The following is a 16848-nucleotide window of genomic DNA, read 5'->3' on the forward strand; positions in this document are numbered from 1 at the left end:
GATGTCACTCCCGGTCCCGCTGGACGACCTGCTCGACGCCGGGGAGGCCGCGCACGGCGTCCTGCACGATGCGGGCGTTCTGCTCCGTGCGCCGCTCGTCGCCGGGGTCGCGCAGCCAGACGCGGTACGAGGCGGGGATGTCCCCCTCCTCGGCGTTGCCCGCGAAGTCGGACGACTCGGCGAACCGCTTCTCGAACCGCTCGAACGCCTCCCTCAGCGACTCGTAGTCGATCCGGGCGACGACGTCCATGCGGGACAGGACCCGCCTCACCTCCCGCCTCTGCTCCGGCGTCGCGTCCCGGCCGCCGCAGCGGGGCTCGGGGGACGTGCGGACGCAGAGGAACACGGTGAGGTGCGGCTCCGCCGACGCCGCGGCGGACGGCCCCGACGCGGCGCCCGGACGCACCGTCCCGTCCGTCCCGCCGAGGGCGCCGCCCGCGAGGGCGCCGCCGCCGGCCGCGGCGGCGATCGCCGCGGCGGCCGCCATCGGGACGACGCGCCGGAACGTCCGGGCGCGGCGCCGCTCGGCGAACCGCGGCGGGGGGACGTCCCCGGGCCGCACGGTCTCGGCCACCGCGTCCAGCGCGTCCTTGAGGCGCTCCTCGGTCCCGTTCACTTGTCCCCCTCCAGGATCCGGCCGAGCGCCGCCAGCGCCCGGGACGTGGTCGACTTCACGGTGCCGACGGTGACCTTCATCGCCTCGGCGGCCTCCGCCTCGGACAGGTCGCCGTAGTAGCGCAGGACGAGCGCCTCGCGCTGGCGGCGGGGCAGCCGGTGCAGCGCGTCCAGCACCTCCCGGCGGTCCTCGCCGATCATCGCCTCGGACTCGGCGGACCACACCGGCGGCTGGTGCAGGGTGCGGAACGGGCGGCGGCGGCGCCGCAGCGCCGTCCGCGAGCGGTTGAGGACGGCCGACCGGACGTACGCCAGCGCCCGGTCGCGGTCGCGGAGCCGCGGCCAGGCCGCGTACAGGCCGGCGAAGGCGTCCTGGACGACGTCCTCGGCGGTGCCCCGGTCCCCGACCATGATCAGGGCGAGGCGGGTCAGCCCCAGCGCGTGCCCCCGGTACAGGTCCGTCACCGCGGCGGACGCGTCCTCGCCGGACGCGTCCGCCGTCGTGCCCGCCCGTGGTTCGGCGAGCGCCGTGTCAGCGTTCATGTCCCAGAGACACCGCGGGCCCCCTCGGGTTGCCTCCGCCGCCGGTGCGGTGGCGAAAAGGGGCGTCAGCCGGTGCGCAGGGCCATCGTGAGGGCCTCGACGGCGAGCAGCGGGTTGACGTTCGCGTCGAGCCGCTCCCGGCACTCCATGATCGCGTCGAGGCGGCGGAGGGTGTCCTCGGGGCGGGTACCGGCGGCGGCCGTCCGCAGCTCGGGCGCCAGCTCGGTGTTGACGAGCTCGCTGCCCGCGCCGAGCTGCAGGGTGAGGACGTCCCGGTAGTAGGACGCGAGGTCGAGCAGCGCGCGGTCCAGCGCGTCCCGCTTCACCCGGGTCGCCCGGGACTTCTGCCGGTCCTCCAGCTCCTTGAGGGCACCGGCCGTCCCGCGCGGCATCCGGCCCTTCGCGCTCTCCCCGAGGGCCTGCCGCAGCTCCGCGGTCTCCCGCTCGTTCAGCTCCTCGGTCGTCGCCTTCGCCTCGGCCTCGGCGGCCTTCACCAGCGCGTCCGCCGCCATCGCCGCCGGGCCGACGGACGTCAGGCGGCGCGGCACCGCGAGCACCTGCGCGCGCCGCGCGCGCGCCTCCGGGTCGGTGGCGAGCCGCCGCGCGCGGCTGATGTGCCCCTGCGCGGCCCGCGCGACGACGTCGGCGGTCTCCCGGTCGACGCCGTCCCGCTGGACGAGGACGTCCGCGACCGCGTCGATCGGCGGCGTCCGCAGCGTCACGAGCCGGCAGCGGGACCGGATCGTGATCAGCAGGTCGTCCGGGGAGGGCGTGCACAGCAGCCACAGCGTGCGCGGCGGCGGCTCCTCGATGGCCTTCAGCAGCGCGTTCGCTGCGCCCTCGGTGGCGCGGTCGGCGTCCTCGAACAGGACGATCTGCCAGCGGCCCACGCTCGGCGACGAGCCCGCCCGCAGCACCAGCGCCCGCGTCTCCTTGATCCCGTACGACAGGCCGGACGGGCGGACGACCTCCAGGTCGGCGTGCGTCCCCTGGAGGACCTGGTGGCACGCCGCGCAGTACCCGCAGCCGCGCGGGACCTCGGTGCACTGCAGCGCCGCCGCGAACGCCCGCGCCGCCGCCGACCGCCCGGACCCGGGCGGGCCGGTGAACAGCCACGCGTGCGCGACGCCGGCCCCGCCGCCGGCGCCGTCCGCGGCGGCGGACAGCTGCGCGACGACCGGGTCCTGGCCGACCAGGTCGTTCCAGACGCTCATGGCCCCAAGGCTACGGGCCCGCCGGGGCTCACACGTCCCTGATGGCGGGGAACGTGTGCGTCGCGTCCTCGGTGCCGAGCGGGATCGGGTCGGGCAGGATCTCCCGGATGCGGTACTGGATCTCGCGGCTCAGCTCGGCCTGCGGGCGGGACGCGTCGAGCACCAGGTAGCGGTCGGGGTCGGCGTCGGCGAGCGCCCGGAACCCGGCGCGGACCCGCTCGTGGAAGTCCTGCGGCTCGGACTCGATGCGGTCGGCGGGCGCCGACAACCGGGCGAGGCCGGTGCGCGGCGGCACCTCCAGCAGCACGGTCAGGTCCGGGACGAGCCCGCCGGTCGCCCACTCGTTGACGCGGGCGATCTCCTCGACCGGCTGCTCCCGGCCGAACCCCTGGTAGGCGAGGGACGAGTCGATGTACCGGTCGCTGACGACGATCGCGCCGCGGTCCAGGGCGGGGACGATCACGTTCGTGACGTGGTCGGCGCGGTCGGCGGCGTACAGCAGGCTCTCGGCGCGCAGCGACAGGCCGGTCGTCTCGCGGTCCAGCAGCATCGCGCGCAGCCGCATGCCGATCTTGGTGGCGCCGGGCTCCTGCGTGGTGATCACGTCGTAGCCGTGGTCGCGGAGCCAGATCGCGGCGAGCCGGGCCTGGGTGGTCTTGCCCGCGCCCTCGCCGCCCTCGAACGCGATGAACACGCCCCGGTTGCGGACGGCCGGGGCCTCCTCCGGCTCGGCGGGCTCCTCGCCCGGCGGGACGTACACCTCGCCGCGCAGCGCGGCCCGCAGGTCCGGGACGAGCGGGACGCCGCGGCGGTCGTCCGCGCGGCGGTACGCGAGCAGGCCCGCGAGCAGCGCGACGACGGCGGCGACCAGCAGCGCGGCGGCCGTCCCGGCGAGGTCGTAGACGCCGCCGCCGAGGTCGAAGCGGGTGTCGCCAATCGCCCCGGCCAGCTGCGGGACGGCCGTGACCGCGACGAACGCGGTGACGAGCGCCACGGCGCGCGGGTACGCGGGGCTCGGCGCCTCCGCCGCCTCCGGGGCTTCCGGGGCCTCCGGGTCGGCGGGGGCCGCCAGGACGGACGTCCCGCAGGCCCACGCGGCGCCCGCGGCGACGCCCGCGAACGCGGTCGCGAACACCGCGACCGGCAGGTTGGCGACCAGCGCGGCCACGGCCAGCGCGAGCCCGCCCGCGACGACCGCGAGGCCCAGCAGGCGGCGGCGGCTGAACGGGCCGAGGACGCGCGGGCCGAGGAAGATCCCGAAGCCGAGCCCGGCGGTCAGCGCGAGCAGCACGGCGCCGTACCCGGCGTCGCCGCCGCCGAGCCCGGCCGCGTGCAGCCGGGCCGCGCCGACGACGGCCCCCGACACGAGGGCCGCGCCGGTGACCGCGGCGCCCAGGCCGCGCGGCGCGCCCGCCCGTCCGCCCCGGGCGATCAGCGCGAGCGGGGACGGGACGCGCACCGGCGCGGCGCCCGCGGCCTCCTTGATCAGCGCGACGGCGGCGGCGCCGAGCAGGAACACGGCGGCGTTCGCGTACAGGACGAGGTCGGTGCGGTCCCCGGCGCCGTCGAACAGCCCGGCGCCGAGCAGCGCGAGGACGGTGAACAGCGCGGCGGCGGCCGGCGCGGCGGCCGACACGGCGCGCAGCGCCGACCGGCGGGCGGCGGCCCGCAGCCCGGCGGTCCCGCCGCCCGGCGCGTCGTCCGGCAGCCCGTCCGGGACGAGCGCGGGCGGGGCCGCGAGCGCGAGCGGCGTCCACAGCAGGCCCAGCAGGCCCAGCAGGAACGCGGCGGCGAGCGTCCACGGGAGCGCGTCGAGCAGCGGCACGGTCAGGACGAGCGCGAACCGCAGGGCGTCGGCGGCGAGCAGCACGACGCGGCGGTCCGCGCGGGCGGCGAGCAGGCCCGCCAGCGGCGCGAGGAGCACCGCCGGGAGCAGCAGCAGCCCCAGGACGCCGCCGACGGCCTGCGCGCGCGCGGCGACGTCCTCGTCCTGCGTCAGCATGACGGCCGACGCCGTCAGGGCGGGCACGGTCAGCCACTGCCCGACCGCGGACAGCGCCAGGGCGAGCCGGAGCCGCCGGAACGGCCCGATCTCCGAGAGCGACGAAACGCCCGGCTGCGGCGCGGCGGGGTACGGCCGGGTGGCGTCCGTTCTGGTCATGTCCGTCAGAGTATCGGCGCCCTTGTCGCTATGACCCCGACTTCGCCGAGGACTTCGCGGACGACTTCGCCGACGTCCGCTTCCGGGGCGCCGCCTTCTTCTTCCCGCCCCCCGCGGCGACCTTCTCACGGCGCTCCGCGAGCAGCTCGGCGGCGCGCTGGATCGTGATCGACTCGACCTCGTCGCCCTTGCGCAGGCTCGCGTTCGTCTCGCCGTCCGTCACGTACGGGCCGAACCGGCCCTCCTTGACGACCACCGGCTTCTCGCTCACCGGGTCCTTGCCGAGCTCGCGCAGCGGCGGCGCGGCGGCGGCCCGGCGGCCCCGCTGCTTCGGCTGCGCGAACAGCTCTTTCGCCTGCTCCAGCGTGACGGTGAAGAGCTCCTCCTCCGACCCCAGCGAGCGGCTGTCCGTCCCCCGCTTGATGTAGGGGCCGAACCGTCCGTTCTGGGCCGTGACGGGCTCGCCGTCCAGCTCCCCGACGGTCCTCGGCAGCGACAGCAGCTTCAGCGCGTCGTCCAGGGTGATCGTGTCGAGCGACATCGACTTGAACAGCGAACCCGTCCGCGGCTTCGGCGCGTCCGCCTTCTTGGTGCGCTTCTTCTTCTCGCCCTCCGCCGGCGCCGGCGGCTCCGGCAGGACCTCCGTGACGTACGGGCCGAACCGTCCGCTCTTGGCCACGATCGTGTGCCCGGTCTCCGGGTCGACGCCCAGCTCCCGGTCACCGCTCGGCTGCGCGAACAGCTCCTCGGCCTTCTCCGCCGTCAGCTCGTCCGGCGCGATGTCCTCGGGGATGTTGACCCGCTGGCCGTCCCTGTCCAGGTACGGCCCGTAACGCCCGACCCGCACCATGATGTCGGTGCCTTTGACCGGGAACGAGCTGATCCCCTTGGCGTCGATGTCGCCGCTCTCGCCGACCAGCTCCTTCAGCCCCTCGGCGCCGTTGTCGCCGAAGTAGAACCGGTTCAGCCACGGCACCCGCTCGGCGTTCCCCCGCGCGATCTCGTCGAGGCCGTCCTCCATGTGCGCGGTGAAGTCGTAGTCGACCAGGTTGCCGAAGTGCTGCTCCAGCAGGTTCACCACCGCGAACGCCAGGAACGACGGGACGAGCGCCGTGCCCTTCTTGAACACGTACCCGCGGTCGAGGATCGTCCCGATGATCGACGCGTACGTCGACGGGCGCCCGATCTCCCGCTCCTCCAGCTCCTTGACCAGGCTCGCCTCGGTGTACCGCGCCGGCGGGCGCGTCGAGTGCCCCTCGGCCCCGATCTCGTCCGCCGTCAGCCGGTCGCCCTCCGCCAGGTTCGGCAGCCGCCGCTCCTGGTCGTCCCGGTCCGTCGACGGGTCGTCGGCGCTCTCCACGTACGCCTTCAGGAAACCGTGGAACGTGATCGTCTTGCCGGTCGCGCCGAACTCGGCCGTCTCGCCCCGCGTCGACTCCCCGGTCACCCGGATCGACACCGACTGCCCGGCCGCGTCCTTCATCTGGCTCGCGATCGTCCGCTTCCAGATCAGCTCGTACAGCCGGAACTGGTCGCCCGACAGCCCCGTCTCCGCCGGCGTCCGGAACGTGTCGCCCGCCGGACGGATCGCCTCGTGCGCCTCCTGCGCGTTCTTCACCTTCGACGCGTACACGCGCGGCTTGTCCGGCACGTACTCCCCGCCGAACAGCGACGCCGCCTGCCGCCGCGCCGCCGTGATCGCCGTCTCCGACAGCGTGATCGAGTCGGTTCGCATGTACGTGATGAAGCCGTTCTCGTACAGCTTCTGCGCCACCGACATCGCGTACTTCGCCGAGAAGCCCAGCTTGCGGCTGGCCTCCTGCTGCATCGTCGTCGTCCGGAACGGCGGGTACGGCTTGCGCGTGTACGGCTTCCGCTCGACCGACTTGACCTCGTACGGACGTCCGCGCAGCCGTTCGGCCAGCGCGCGCGCGGCGTCCTCATCGAGGTGCAGGGCGTCCCGCGTCTTGAGCGTGCCGTCGGACGCGAAGTCGCGGCCCTGCGCGACCCGCTTGCCGTCCACCGACACCAGCCCGGCCTTGAACGAGGTGGGCTCCTCGTCCTTGCCCGTCCCGAACCGCGCCGCGATGTCCCAGTAGTGCGCCGGGACGAACGCGATGCGCTCCCGCTCGCGCTCCACCACCAGCCGCGTCGCCACCGACTGCACCCGGCCCGCCGACAGCTTCGGCATGACCTTCTTCCACAGCACGGGACTGACCTCGTACCCGTACAGCCGGTCCAGGATCCGCCGCGTCTCCTGCGCGTCCACCAGCCGCAGGTTCAGCGTGCGCGGGTTCGCCGCCGCCTGCCGGATCGCGTCCTTGGTGATCTCGTTGAAGACCATCCGGTGCACCGGCACCTTCGGCTTCAGCACCTCCTGGAGGTGCCAGGCGATCGCCTCGCCCTCCCGGTCCTCGTCCGTCGCGAGGAAGAGCTCGTCGGCCTCCGCCAGCAGCTTCTTGAGCTTCTGCACCTGCTGCTTCTTGTCGGTGTTCACGACGTACAGCGGCTCGAACTCCTGCTCGACGTTCACACCGAGCTTCGCCCACGGCTCGCCCTTGTACTTGGCCGGCACCTCCGAGGCGCTCCCGGGCAGGTCCCGGATATGGCCGATACTGGACTCCACGATGTAGCCACGGCCGAGGTAACCCGCGATCGTCTTCGCCTTCGCGGGCGACTCGACGATCACCAGGCGGGTCCCGGCCCCGTTCTGGCCACTCTTCGCAGTGCCGTTCTTGGCTGGCACAGTCGCTCCAACCTCGCTGTCCTGGACTCAGGGTTTTCCTACACAGGCTTCCTACAACGTCGCGTGACGGCGCGTTCATGCCCGCGGGTCCCCGCCACCGATCCGATGGGCCCGCCCCGCCCGTCCCGGACGGCGCAACTCCCACCACCGCGCCTCCGACAGGATGACATGCCGAAGCCGCCCTCGCGGACCGGGTCGCCACCGTACGACGGCGACCCCCGGCCGGACCAGGTAATAATGGGGGCAATGGCGGAGTACACCTACCTCGTCCTCTCACTGCCGCGCGGCACCACACGCGACACCGCCCGGCAGATCCTCACCGAGCACGCCGAACGCGGCGGCTGGGAAATCGATCGTCTCCGCCTCTACCCGGACGGGCGGCGCCGTATTCAACTGCGCCGCAAGGTCATCCGCGCGGTCCGCACCTTCTGAGGCCGCCGGAGGCGGGCAAGGCTCCGCCCGCCCCGGTCCGCGCCTCCGGGGCGGGCAAAGCACGCGCGGCCCACACGGGCCGCGCCTACACATGGTGACCGTACCACCACACTTCGCATGCGCGGCGGTAAAATCCGGGGAAAGTCAGGCCCGATCAAGAAACGTGTCGAGGACCCGGACCCCGAACTTCAGCCCGTCCACCGGCACCCGCTCGTCGATCCCGTGGAACATCCCCGAGAAGTCCAGCTCCGGCGGCAGCCGCAGCGGCGCGAACCCGAAGCACCGCATCCCCAGGCGCGCGAACGCCTTCGCGTCCGTCCCGCCGCTCAGGCAGTACGGCACCGGCAGCGCCCCCGCGTCCTCCTGCAGCAGCGCCGCCTCCATCGCCGCGACCAGCGCCCCCTCGTACTCCGTCTCCAGCGCCTGGTCGTGATGGACGAACGAGCGCTCCACCCCGGGCCCCAGCAGCTCGTCCACCGTGGCGAAGAACTCGTCCTCGTGCCCCGGCAGGAACCGCCCGTCCACCTGCGCCGTCGCGCTCTGCGGGATCACGTTCGTCTTGTACCCCGCGTCCAGCCGCGTCGGGTTCAGCGTGTTCCGCAGCGTCGCCCCGATCATCCGCGCGAGCGGCCCGATCTCCTCCAGGCACGCCTCCGGCCGCTCCGGGTCGAACTCCACCCCGTACGCCATGCACGCCCGCTCGAGGAACGCCCGCACCGTCTTCGTCAACCGCACCGGGAACTCGTGCGACCCCAGCCGCCCCACCGCCGCCGCCAGCGCCGTCACCGCGTTGTCCGGATGCACCATCGACCCGTGCCCCGCGGTCCCCGCCGCGGTCAGGTCCATCCACGCGATGCCCTTCTCCGCGGTCTCGATCAGGTACATCCGCCGGTCACCCGGGACCGTCAGGCTGAACCCGCCGACCTCCCCGATCGCCTCCGTGCACCCCTCGAACAGCTCCGGATGCTCGTCCACCAGCCACTGCGCGCCCCACTTCCCGCCGGCCTCCTCGTCCGCCAGGAACGCGAGCACCACGTCGCGCGGGGGCCTGCGCCCCTCCCGGAGCCGCTGCCGCACGACCGCGAGGATCATCGCGTCCATGTCCTTCATGTCGACGGCCCCGCGGCCCCACACGCACCCCTCGGCGATCTCCCCGCCGAACGGGTCCCGCGTCCAGTCCTCCTTGCGAGCGGGGACCACGTCCAGGTGTCCATGCAGCAGCAGCGCGTCCCGCGAGGGATCCTCCCCCTCGATCCGCGCCACGAGGCTCGCACGTCCCGGATGACTCTCGAAGATCCGCGACTCCAGCCCGACTTCCGCGAGCCGCTCCGCCACGTACTCCGCAGCCGCCCGCTCACCGGGCCCCGAATGGTCCCCGGGGTTGCTCGTGTCGATGCGGATCAGCTCCTGGCAGAGCCGAACCACCTCGTCCTCCGCAGTCGCCGCCGCCCCTCGGCCGCTCGCAGTCGCCTGCACGTCCCTCACCCCCGGGTGTCCGCACGTCCGCCGTCCATGGTGCCCCCTCCCTCCCCGTCCCCGCGACTCCCGAACGGCGTCGCCGCGAGTCCCCAACCTTTGGTATCGTGAACCCCGCCGCAGCCGCAGGGCTGCGTGCGAACCCGGGTCCGGGTGGCGGAATAGGCAGACGCGCTAGCTTGAGGTGCTAGTGCCCTTCACGGGGCATGGGGGTTCAAGTCCCCCCTCGGACACAACACACCGCAGTGGGACAGATGAACATCTGTCCCACTGTTTGCTTTCCGGCCACCTCCCGCCGTGCGATCCAGACCGGCACCCCGGCAGCGTCCGCGCCCGAATGCGCGACCAACTGGACGAGTTGCCCGGATATGAGGACTTCCTCTCGTCCGCGAAAATGATCATGCGGCGCTAACGCGGAATCGATGCAGCCCCAGAGGGGCACCGCCGGGCCTCGAGCCCGAGCTCGCACGGGTTTCGGCCCGGCCGATTCTGCACTATGACACCGACCGCGATACCTGGCCTTCCGGGGAAATGGGGGACGACCTGGCGCACCGGCGCGGCTTTGTGACTATCGGTGATACGTGCGGTGACGTTATGAAATGATGAGCGGATCTTGCGGGACCCTCATTTGCGGGCTCCGGATAGCGCGCCGCCGATCGGACTGCGAGGGGGACATCTGAATATGCGACTGCTACGCCCGTCCGACCCTCGGATTCTCGGCCAGTACTCCTTGTTCGGACGGCTTGGAAGCGGCGGCATGGGCCAGGTCTACCTGGGACGTTCTCCCGGCGGGCGCCCGGTCGCGGTCAAAGTGATCCATCCGTCGGTCGCGGACGAGCCCACCTTCCGCACCCGGTTCCGGCGGGAGGTGGAGGCGGCGCGCCGGGTCGGCGGGTTCCACACCGCCCAGGTGGTGGACGCGGACCCCGAGGCGGATCCGCCGTGGATCGTCAGCGCCTACATTCCGGGCCCGTCCTTGCGGGACGCCGTGAACGAGCACGGGCCGCTGCCTCCCGCGAGCGTGCTGACCCTCGGCGCCGGTCTCGCCGAGGGCCTGTCGGCGGTGCACGCGTGCGGGCTGGTGCATCGCGATCTCAAGCCGAGCAATGTCCTGATCGGCGCCGACGGACCGCGCATCCTCGACTTCGGCATCGCCCACCTGATGGATGCGTCCGCGCTGACGGCATCGGGCACGGTGATCGGCACGCCCGCGTTCATGTCTCCCGAACAGGCGCGCGGGGACGACGACGAACTCGGCCCGGCCAGCGACGTCTTCGCCCTGGGCACGGTACTGGCGTTCGCGGCCACCGGACGCAGCCCGTTCGCCGCACCTTCGCTCGCGGCGGCGGTTTACCAGGTCCTGGACAAGGAACCGGACCTGTCCAGCCTGCCGGACCCGCTGCGCGGCCTCGTCGCCGGATGCCTCGCCAAGGCCCCGGCGGACCGTCCAGACCTGACCGAACTGGTCGAACGCCTGGCCCCGCACGCCAGGCCAGAGGATTGGCTGCCCGCGTCCATCGTCAAGATGATCGGCGAACACTCGCGGACGGCACCCAACGCCGCGGCGGCACGGAATCCCGGGACACCGCCCGAACCCGAGACGGTACAACCGGCCGAAACGTCGCCGGGGAACGCCGACCCGACCGTTCCCGACGAGACCAACGCGGATGCCCCGGCACAGAAAGCCGACACGCCACCCCGCCCCGGAACGGCGCAAGCCACGGCGCCGCAGGGGGACGCCGGTCCGACCGTCCCGGACGAGGCCGACGGCGCAACGGGCGTGTCCCGGCAGGCCGTGGTGAACACCGCCGAGGACCGCCGGTCGCCCGTCCGTCACGCGGCCGGGGGGCCGCCGGCCACGGACCCGGGGGCGCCCTCGGCCGCGCCACGGCGTCCGGAGAGCGGCAAACCCTCTCGGCGCAAGTGGCTGATCGCGATCTCGGCCTCCGCCGCGGCGGTCCTGCTCGTGACGTCCGGTGTGGTGGTCGCCTGCGCCCCGTTCGGGTCGGGACCGGACGCGAAGCCGCCGGTCCCGGTGGTGACGGCGGCCGGACCGCCCAAGGCGGCGGCGACGAGCGCCGAACCGACCAAGGCGGAGACGACGAGGACCGAACCGTCCGAGACGGCGACGCCCACGGCCACGTCCACCGACCCCAAGCGCACGCCGACCACGTCCTCATCCACGTCCGGGGCCACGTCCAGGGCCGGGGCCGGGTCCGGGTCGTCGAGGCGGCCGGCAGGGCCGGCCGTCGCCCTCAGCCGCGGCCGGACCGGCGACTACAACGAGCACTGCCAGGCGCCGGAGTGCGCGAAGATGCGCATCGTGATGACCGGCTTCGAGCCGAACACCGATTACCACATCGAGCCCGTCTCTCCCACCGACGACTACTCCAACCCCGGTGCGACGGTGACCACGAACAGCAGCGGCTACGAGGCCACGGAACGCTTCGACTACAACGGCGTGGGCGAAAAGGTCTACATCGTGGTAAGGAAGAACGGAACCGAGGTGGCCAGGTCCAACACCATCGTCTGGCCAAGCGGCTAATGCGGGACGATGGCGAACAATGGCGATCCGGCAGCGGAGCACGCCACTCCGCCGACGTCGTTCGTGCGCTTCGAATACGGTGGACGTCCCTGCCGGACGAGCCGAAAACGGGAGGGGCCCCGGCGGAACAGGCCCTAGCTGGGCTCCTCCAGCAGGTCGAGGTCCTCCGGGGTCAGGACCCCGCGCACCAGCAACGCGGTGATGAGGTTGTGGTTCAGCGCGTTGCCGATCGGCGGGGGGATCTCCTTTTCCAGCAGGCCGGCCACCCGGGAACTGTGCCTCTCGCGCACGTTCTTGACGAGATGCGAGGCCACCTTCCTCGTCCAGCCTCGCTGCGGTTGGAGATGGTGAAGTTCCTCTGCGACCTGGGACCACGTCATCGGTTGCGGATGCGCTTCCTGCCGTAGATAGCGCTGAGCGAGGCACACCAGCACCAGGCGTTCTTCCACCGAAAGGTTCCATGCCTTGGGGCTGTCGGTCTCGTCCTCGTGCACCGTCGATCCGGTCGACCACATTCCCCCGGTGGCGATCCGTACTTCAAGAAGGTGCTGCCGCCCCTCGGTCACGATGAACAGAGGCGCGTAAGTGGAAGGCAACTCTGCATACTGACCGCCGAGAACAATCTGCGAGTCGGGGAACCGAATCGCTCGCTTGCCGACGTTGCGCAGCACCCATTTCGAGCCTTCGCGCGTAATGGATCCGTGCCGACGGCTGACCTGCCGGTCGTCGGCACCGACACAGACGTGGACGTCGCGTTCGCTGCGGCCGAACAGCAGCGTGAAACCGGCGTCGGGCGCCACCCGCATACCGCCGTTCGAACCCATGACGAACAGGGTTCCCGCCGCCGCGGCCTGCGGAACTCCGCCGGCGAGACTGCCGAGGTCCTTTGGCAGCAGACTGACCTTCGAGCGTTCCAGGAAGCGTCCATGCGGATCTGTTGGCATATATCGGCTCCGTTTCCTCTGATGGCCGTCACCCGACCGTCGCCATGCTGCCAGCCGGCGTTCGCTTCCACCGAGCAATCCGAAAGCCGCCCCGCCCCGGTCCAGGATGCAGGGAGACCTCGGGACCCCTCCCGGCACGCCGATGTCATGAGTACGGCCTCGTAGCCGAGGACGTCCGCCGGCACCGGCGGAAGCGCCGAACCGCCTCGTAGGGATCGTCGGCGGGCTCCGGGGATGCAGCGCCATCTCGTCTGGCAGGACGTGGTCATCGTCGATCAGGTAGGGGGCCGCCATGCCTAGCCGCCGACCCCGACACGGGAACGGCGCACCCCAGCCACGCGACCAGCGTCAAGGCAAAGCATCCTAAAGGGTGATAATCTTGCATTCTCTGCAATGGGTGAATGACGGGTGCTCTCAATGGACGCGACGGAGTTGATGGAAGCCTGCATCGACGGTGCGAGCAACATATTGGTCGCACCTTCGGCGTTGCACGATGACGACCTGGTCAGGGATTTCTTCGGGGCTGCGATAACGCCCGATAGCCTCGCTTCTGGTTCGTCCGATCTCGCCGGGAAGACCGTCTACCTGTGCGGCGACATCTCTGGAATCGACGGACGTCGCCTGCAAGCGGCGGGCCGGGTGTTCGTCATTCGGGAGTTGTCACCGGGGTACCGGGAGGGTGTCGACGCGCCTTGGGGCGTCGTCGACCTCGGGCGAGTACCCATTCGCGTGCACGGCGCCGGCGTTTTCTACCGCCGCTTTTTCGACCCCGACGGCGATCACTTCAACCGGATCCGTGCGGAGCACGAATTCCAGGCGCTGACGGAGTCCACCAAGCCGGGAACGGCTCATCGGAGTGGGATCTACCTGACGCCCGTCACGCGAGACGGCGACGAGTTGCACTTCCGGCTGCTTCGGTGCTCCACCAATCTCTCGGGGCCGACCGAAGGGTTCGGGCCGACCGACACGCGCATCGTCGAGGCTCTGAACCGCGAGGCCGCCGCGGTCTTCCGGAACCACGCGCCGCTGAACCACGTCCTCGCACAGACGTACCACAACACCCCCGCCACGGCCGCGCGCAAGCAGGCGAAGGCGAGGATCTCGTCGCATGCCGACAAGACCAAGGACATGCCCGTCAACGGCGTCATGGCGTTCTGCACTTTCTATGACGGGCTCGACAAGCTCCACCCCCTGGCCGAGGACGCCTTCGACCTCGGTGTGAAGAGCACCAGCGGCCTGACCAGTCTCCGCTTCCGGCTGAAGGAGCCGTCCGAGGCGGCTTTGCCGGCGCAGTTCTCCGTGACTCTGTATCCCGGCTCCGTGTTCTTCATGCCGCTGTCCACGAACCGCCTGTACACGCACGAGATCCGGCCCTCGTCGTTGGACGCCGCCTTGCTTCCGACCCGGCTGGGATACGTGGTGCGCTGTTCCGGCACCGAGGCTGTTCACAAGGGCGGCCAGACGTTTCTCAAGAGGGACGGGGGCCTGGTGGGGTTGGAGCCGCCCACGCAGGAGGGCATGGACGAGCTGCGCAGGCTGTACGCCGAGGAGAACAAGACGTCGGCCTTCATCGATTACGGCGGCAAGTTCCTGTTCAGCATGAACACGGGAGACTACGTTGCCCCCCGAGCCTGAGATCGCGAACGAGATTCGCTCGTTCACGCTGCCGAGTGAAGAGAACCCGTTCGAGGAGCTGTCCGCGTCGATTCGCTGGGAGGACGTCGGGAAAGGACGGCTGGGCGCGGTACTCAGCCGGGTCGACGAAGCGGGCGGTGCGGCTCTTGTGCGCACCACCACGCGATACGGCTCTCCGGCGCAGCGTTTCCGGGCGGTGCATGAGGGGCTGGTGCAGCGGATCCAAGAACGTGCGGGGCTGACGGTCGGGTTCAACAACGCTCTCGTCGAGCGCTACACGAACGCCTACAAGACCATGGGCGCCCATTCGGACCAGGCTCTCGATCTCGCCGAAGGGTCGGCCATCGCGGTCTTCTCCTGCTATGAACGCCCGGACGCGGAGCCGTCGAGGAAGCTTATCTTCAGTCGGAAGGGGGGCGGGGAGGAGCGGTTCGAGGTTTCGCTCGGCCACAGCAGTGTCGTCTTGTTTTCGGTCGAAGCGAATCGGCGGCTCAAGCACAAGATCGTCCTGGATAAGTCCGTTCCGGGGGAAAACCCGTGGCTGGGCGTGACCTTCCGGACGTCGAAGACCTTCGTCCGCTATCGCGACGGGCACGCGTTCCTGCCGCAGGGTGCACGCCTCACGCCGGCCGATGAGGAGCAGGCGCACGAGTTCTACCGGCTCCGGCGCCGAGAGAACAACGAGACGGACTTCACCTACCCCCTGCTGACCTACACCATCAGCGAAAGCGACCTGCTCCCGCCCGTCTGACGCTGATCGCTCACGTCCAGCCCGAGTCCGGATCTCAAGCGGACGCTCACCGCCCGCGCTCCGGTGTCTTCCCCTCAGGAAATGTCCAGCACGCGGGCAAGCGCTGTGACGACCGGGCCGGTGTGGTCGGGAACGTAACGCGCCGCCCACGCTGCGGCCAGCCGGTGGAAGGCGATCAGGTCACGTTCCGCTTCGGCCAGCAGTCGGCGCAGCTCGGGGACGGACAGCTCGATCGTCGGACCGGCGTCGCGCTCGGCATCGACGGTCAGCCGGACGGTGTCGCCCTGCCGCTCGGCGTGCGGGGAGGGATCATGCCCCAGCCAACCGGTCGAAGCGCTTCCGTTGATGACCGTGAGCCATTCTCGCCATTCTTCTATGCCGCTGCAGCAGCCCGGCAACAGCGTCGTACCGGCCGCCGTGTCGGTGACCCGCATCCCGCCCGGTGCGAAGAGCGACTCCTCGGCGAGCATTCCGTGCAGGAAGACCCCGATCGGGTCACCGGTTCGCGGTTCGCCTTCCACGTCGTCGCTGTTCGTCTCGACGATCCGCATCACGGCTGTGCCGACCTCTACCGAGTCGAGCGCCCCATGGAGCGGCATGTAGCCGAAGGGCTCCGACCAGGCGACGGGCCAGAGGGTGAACTCCGTCGGCCCGTACATTTCCAGGACCGGCTGCATTGTGATCACCTGCGAAGTCTGCACGTGTCCGGGCGTCGGCGCTTCTCCATTTCGCGCGGAGGGGAGCTCATGCGGCCCCGGGCGCCTCGCACCCGGAGCACGGCCACTCCGCGGGGAACGCCAGCGGCCGCGGCGGACGGGTGCCCGTCCGCCGCGGCCCCGGCGACGTGTCCGGATGGAGCGCCCGGACTACACAAACCACGGATCCTTCGGAAAAGTCTGGGTGAGGCGGTCGCGGACGACATCGCGGACGTCCGCTTTGGCGTGCCGGACGATCGGGTCCCAGCAGTGTTCCCTGACCGCACGATGATTCGCCGCGTCCGGACACATCAGGACGGCGATGACCCGCACGGGCCACAGGAGCCGCTGCACGTCACCGCCTGCCAGCAGCGCCGCCAGGCTCCCGCCGCCCGATGCCGCGACGATGCTCGCGAGCACGTGGCGCCAGGCCCAGCCGACCGCTGACTCGACCACTCCCGCCCTCAGCAGCTCGGACGGCAGAGGCTCTTCGTATCGCTTCTGGAGCAGCGCAGCCTCCACTGCGCGGAAGATACGCCCCCGCATCTCCTCGTAGCGCGCGAGGGCGGCGGCGATCTGCGCCAGCAGTTCGCACCAGAAGTGCGTTTTTTCTCGCCCATGTTTGGAACTCGTCCATTCGGCGCGGGCCGAGGTGCGCGGCGACCTCGCGCAGCACCCTGCCGTGTGCTGGGGTGTCGGGGGCGTCCTCGAACGCCATCGCTTGGGCTTTCCCGGCGCACGCGAGCAGTTCGTGGTCTCGGTGCAGCCAGTGGACGACGTCCGCTTGGGCGCAGCCGATGGCGGCTTGGGCGATCGTCAGTGAAGCTTTTTCAACATGCGTTGAGCTCGCGGTTCTGGAGGACGTGGATGGCCTTGGCGAGGTGACCGGCCCGGTGGGGGCAACAACGTAGCTTCGTGAGGATCTTCCAGGTCTTGAGCTGGGCGTTGGCTCGTTCGCCCGGTCCGCGGAGCTTGGCGTGGGAGCGGTTGGCGTCCTTGAGTGGCTCGGGCTTGTTCTTGCCTCTGTAGGGCGTCTGGATGTGCGGATCGGCGCCGACGTAGCCCTTGTCGGCCAGGACCAGCAGCCCGGA

The 16848-nt window shown here is 71.4% G+C and carries 14 protein-coding genes and 1 tRNA gene; 5 read left to right on the forward strand and 10 right to left on the reverse strand.

Going from position 1 to position 16848, the window contains the following annotated elements:
* Positions 1–4: 4 nt before the first annotated feature.
* The 5 genes from H505_RS47880 to topA form a co-directional block, all read right to left on the reverse strand.
* On the reverse strand, positions 5–616 hold the full coding sequence (locus H505_RS47880; RefSeq protein ID WP_026403580.1) for a permease-like cell division protein FtsX: 612 nt from the start codon (positions 614–616) through the stop codon (positions 5–7).
* Positions 613–1158, reverse strand: a complete 546-nt coding sequence (locus H505_RS0121145) for a SigE family RNA polymerase sigma factor (RefSeq protein WP_026403581.1) — start codon at positions 1156–1158, stop codon at positions 613–615. The genes H505_RS47880 and H505_RS0121145 overlap by 4 nt, the downstream gene beginning before the upstream one ends.
* Before the next feature lie 65 nt (positions 1159–1223).
* Complete coding sequence (locus H505_RS0121150; RefSeq protein ID WP_026403582.1) at positions 1224–2372, reverse strand: DNA polymerase III subunit delta'; 1149 nt, start codon at positions 2370–2372, stop codon at positions 1224–1226.
* A gap of 28 nt (positions 2373–2400) precedes the next feature.
* Positions 2401–4533, reverse strand: coding sequence for a dTMP kinase (tmk, locus tag H505_RS43400; RefSeq protein ID WP_064743685.1), 2133 nt, complete (start codon positions 4531–4533; stop codon positions 2401–2403).
* A 28-nt stretch (positions 4534–4561) separates the two neighbouring features.
* Positions 4562–7279, reverse strand: a complete 2718-nt coding sequence (gene topA / locus H505_RS0121160) for a type I DNA topoisomerase (protein WP_026403583.1) — start codon at positions 7277–7279, stop codon at positions 4562–4564.
* A gap of 246 nt (positions 7280–7525) precedes the next feature.
* On the opposite strand from topA, the gene H505_RS0121165 reads away from it, so the two are divergent.
* Positions 7526–7711, forward strand: coding sequence for a DUF5703 family protein (locus H505_RS0121165; protein ID WP_021596264.1), 186 nt, complete (start codon positions 7526–7528; stop codon positions 7709–7711).
* Between the two features lie 144 nt (positions 7712–7855).
* On the opposite strand, the gene H505_RS0121170 is transcribed toward H505_RS0121165, so the two are convergent.
* A complete protein-coding gene (locus tag H505_RS0121170; protein WP_026403584.1) occupies positions 7856–9187 on the reverse strand; it encodes a M20/M25/M40 family metallo-hydrolase in 1332 nt (443 codons plus the stop codon).
* Between the two features lie 147 nt (positions 9188–9334).
* Between H505_RS0121170 and H505_RS0121175 the strand changes: the two genes are divergently transcribed.
* Positions 9335–9420: transfer RNA gene (locus tag H505_RS0121175), tRNA-Leu, on the forward strand.
* 380 nt (positions 9421–9800) lie between these two features.
* Entirely contained in the window at positions 9801–11732 is a 1932-nt protein-coding gene (locus tag H505_RS51805) for a serine/threonine-protein kinase (protein WP_245592593.1), read from the forward strand.
* A 134-nt stretch (positions 11733–11866) separates the two neighbouring features.
* Here the strand turns inward: H505_RS51805 and H505_RS0121185 are convergent, their stop codons facing one another.
* Entirely contained in the window at positions 11867–12676 is an 810-nt protein-coding gene (locus H505_RS0121185) for an FHA domain-containing protein (RefSeq protein WP_051300971.1), read from the reverse strand.
* 417 nt (positions 12677–13093) lie between these two features.
* Between H505_RS0121185 and H505_RS0121190 the strand changes: the two genes are divergently transcribed.
* Together H505_RS0121190 and H505_RS0121195 are read left to right on the forward strand one after the other, a co-directional pair.
* Positions 13094–14311, forward strand: coding sequence for a hypothetical protein (locus tag H505_RS0121190; protein WP_026403586.1), 1218 nt, complete (start codon positions 13094–13096; stop codon positions 14309–14311).
* Positions 14295–15062: an alpha-ketoglutarate-dependent dioxygenase AlkB family protein gene (locus H505_RS0121195; RefSeq protein WP_026403587.1), complete on the forward strand. Its 768-nt coding sequence runs from the start codon at positions 14295–14297 to the stop codon at positions 15060–15062. The genes H505_RS0121190 and H505_RS0121195 overlap by 17 nt, the downstream gene beginning before the upstream one ends.
* A 74-nt stretch (positions 15063–15136) precedes the next feature.
* Here the strand turns inward: H505_RS0121195 and H505_RS0121200 are convergent, their stop codons facing one another.
* The 3 genes from H505_RS0121200 to H505_RS49110 all read right to left on the reverse strand — a co-directional run.
* A complete protein-coding gene (locus H505_RS0121200) occupies positions 15137–15739 on the reverse strand; it encodes a hypothetical protein (protein WP_245592594.1) in 603 nt (200 codons plus the stop codon).
* 189 nt (positions 15740–15928) lie between these two features.
* Complete coding sequence (locus H505_RS0121205; protein WP_157433078.1) at positions 15929–16279, reverse strand: hypothetical protein; 351 nt, start codon at positions 16277–16279, stop codon at positions 15929–15931.
* 308 nt (positions 16280–16587) lie between these two features.
* Positions 16588–16848 (reverse strand): transposase family protein (locus H505_RS49110; RefSeq protein ID WP_026403590.1); only part of this gene is annotated, 261 nt, incomplete at its 5' end.

This window comes from Actinomadura rifamycini DSM 43936, from assembly GCF_000425065.1.
Taxonomy (GTDB): Bacteria; Actinomycetota; Actinomycetes; order Streptosporangiales; family Streptosporangiaceae; genus Spirillospora; species Spirillospora rifamycini.

What these genes read in the sequence shown, in the direction of transcription:
- H505_RS0121200 (WP_245592594.1), bottom strand. Translation starts at nt 15,739, where the DNA reads ATGCAGCCGGTCCTGGAAATGTACGGGCCGACGGAGTTCACCCTCTGG.
- H505_RS0121150 (WP_026403582.1), bottom strand. Translation starts at nt 2,372, where the DNA reads ATGAGCGTCTGGAACGACCTGGTCGGCCAGGACCCGGTCGTCGCGCAG.
- H505_RS0121145 (WP_026403581.1), bottom strand. Translation starts at nt 1,158, where the DNA reads ATGAACGCTGACACGGCGCTCGCCGAACCACGGGCGGGCACGACGGCG.
- H505_RS0121190 (WP_026403586.1), top strand. Translation starts at nt 13,094, where the DNA reads ATGGACGCGACGGAGTTGATGGAAGCCTGCATCGACGGTGCGAGCAAC.
- H505_RS0121165 (WP_021596264.1), top strand. Translation starts at nt 7,526, where the DNA reads ATGGCGGAGTACACCTACCTCGTCCTCTCACTGCCGCGCGGCACCACA.
- tmk (WP_064743685.1), bottom strand. Translation starts at nt 4,533, where the DNA reads ATGACCAGAACGGACGCCACCCGGCCGTACCCCGCCGCGCCGCAGCCG.
- H505_RS0121185 (WP_051300971.1), bottom strand. Translation starts at nt 12,676, where the DNA reads ATGCCAACAGATCCGCATGGACGCTTCCTGGAACGCTCGAAGGTCAGT.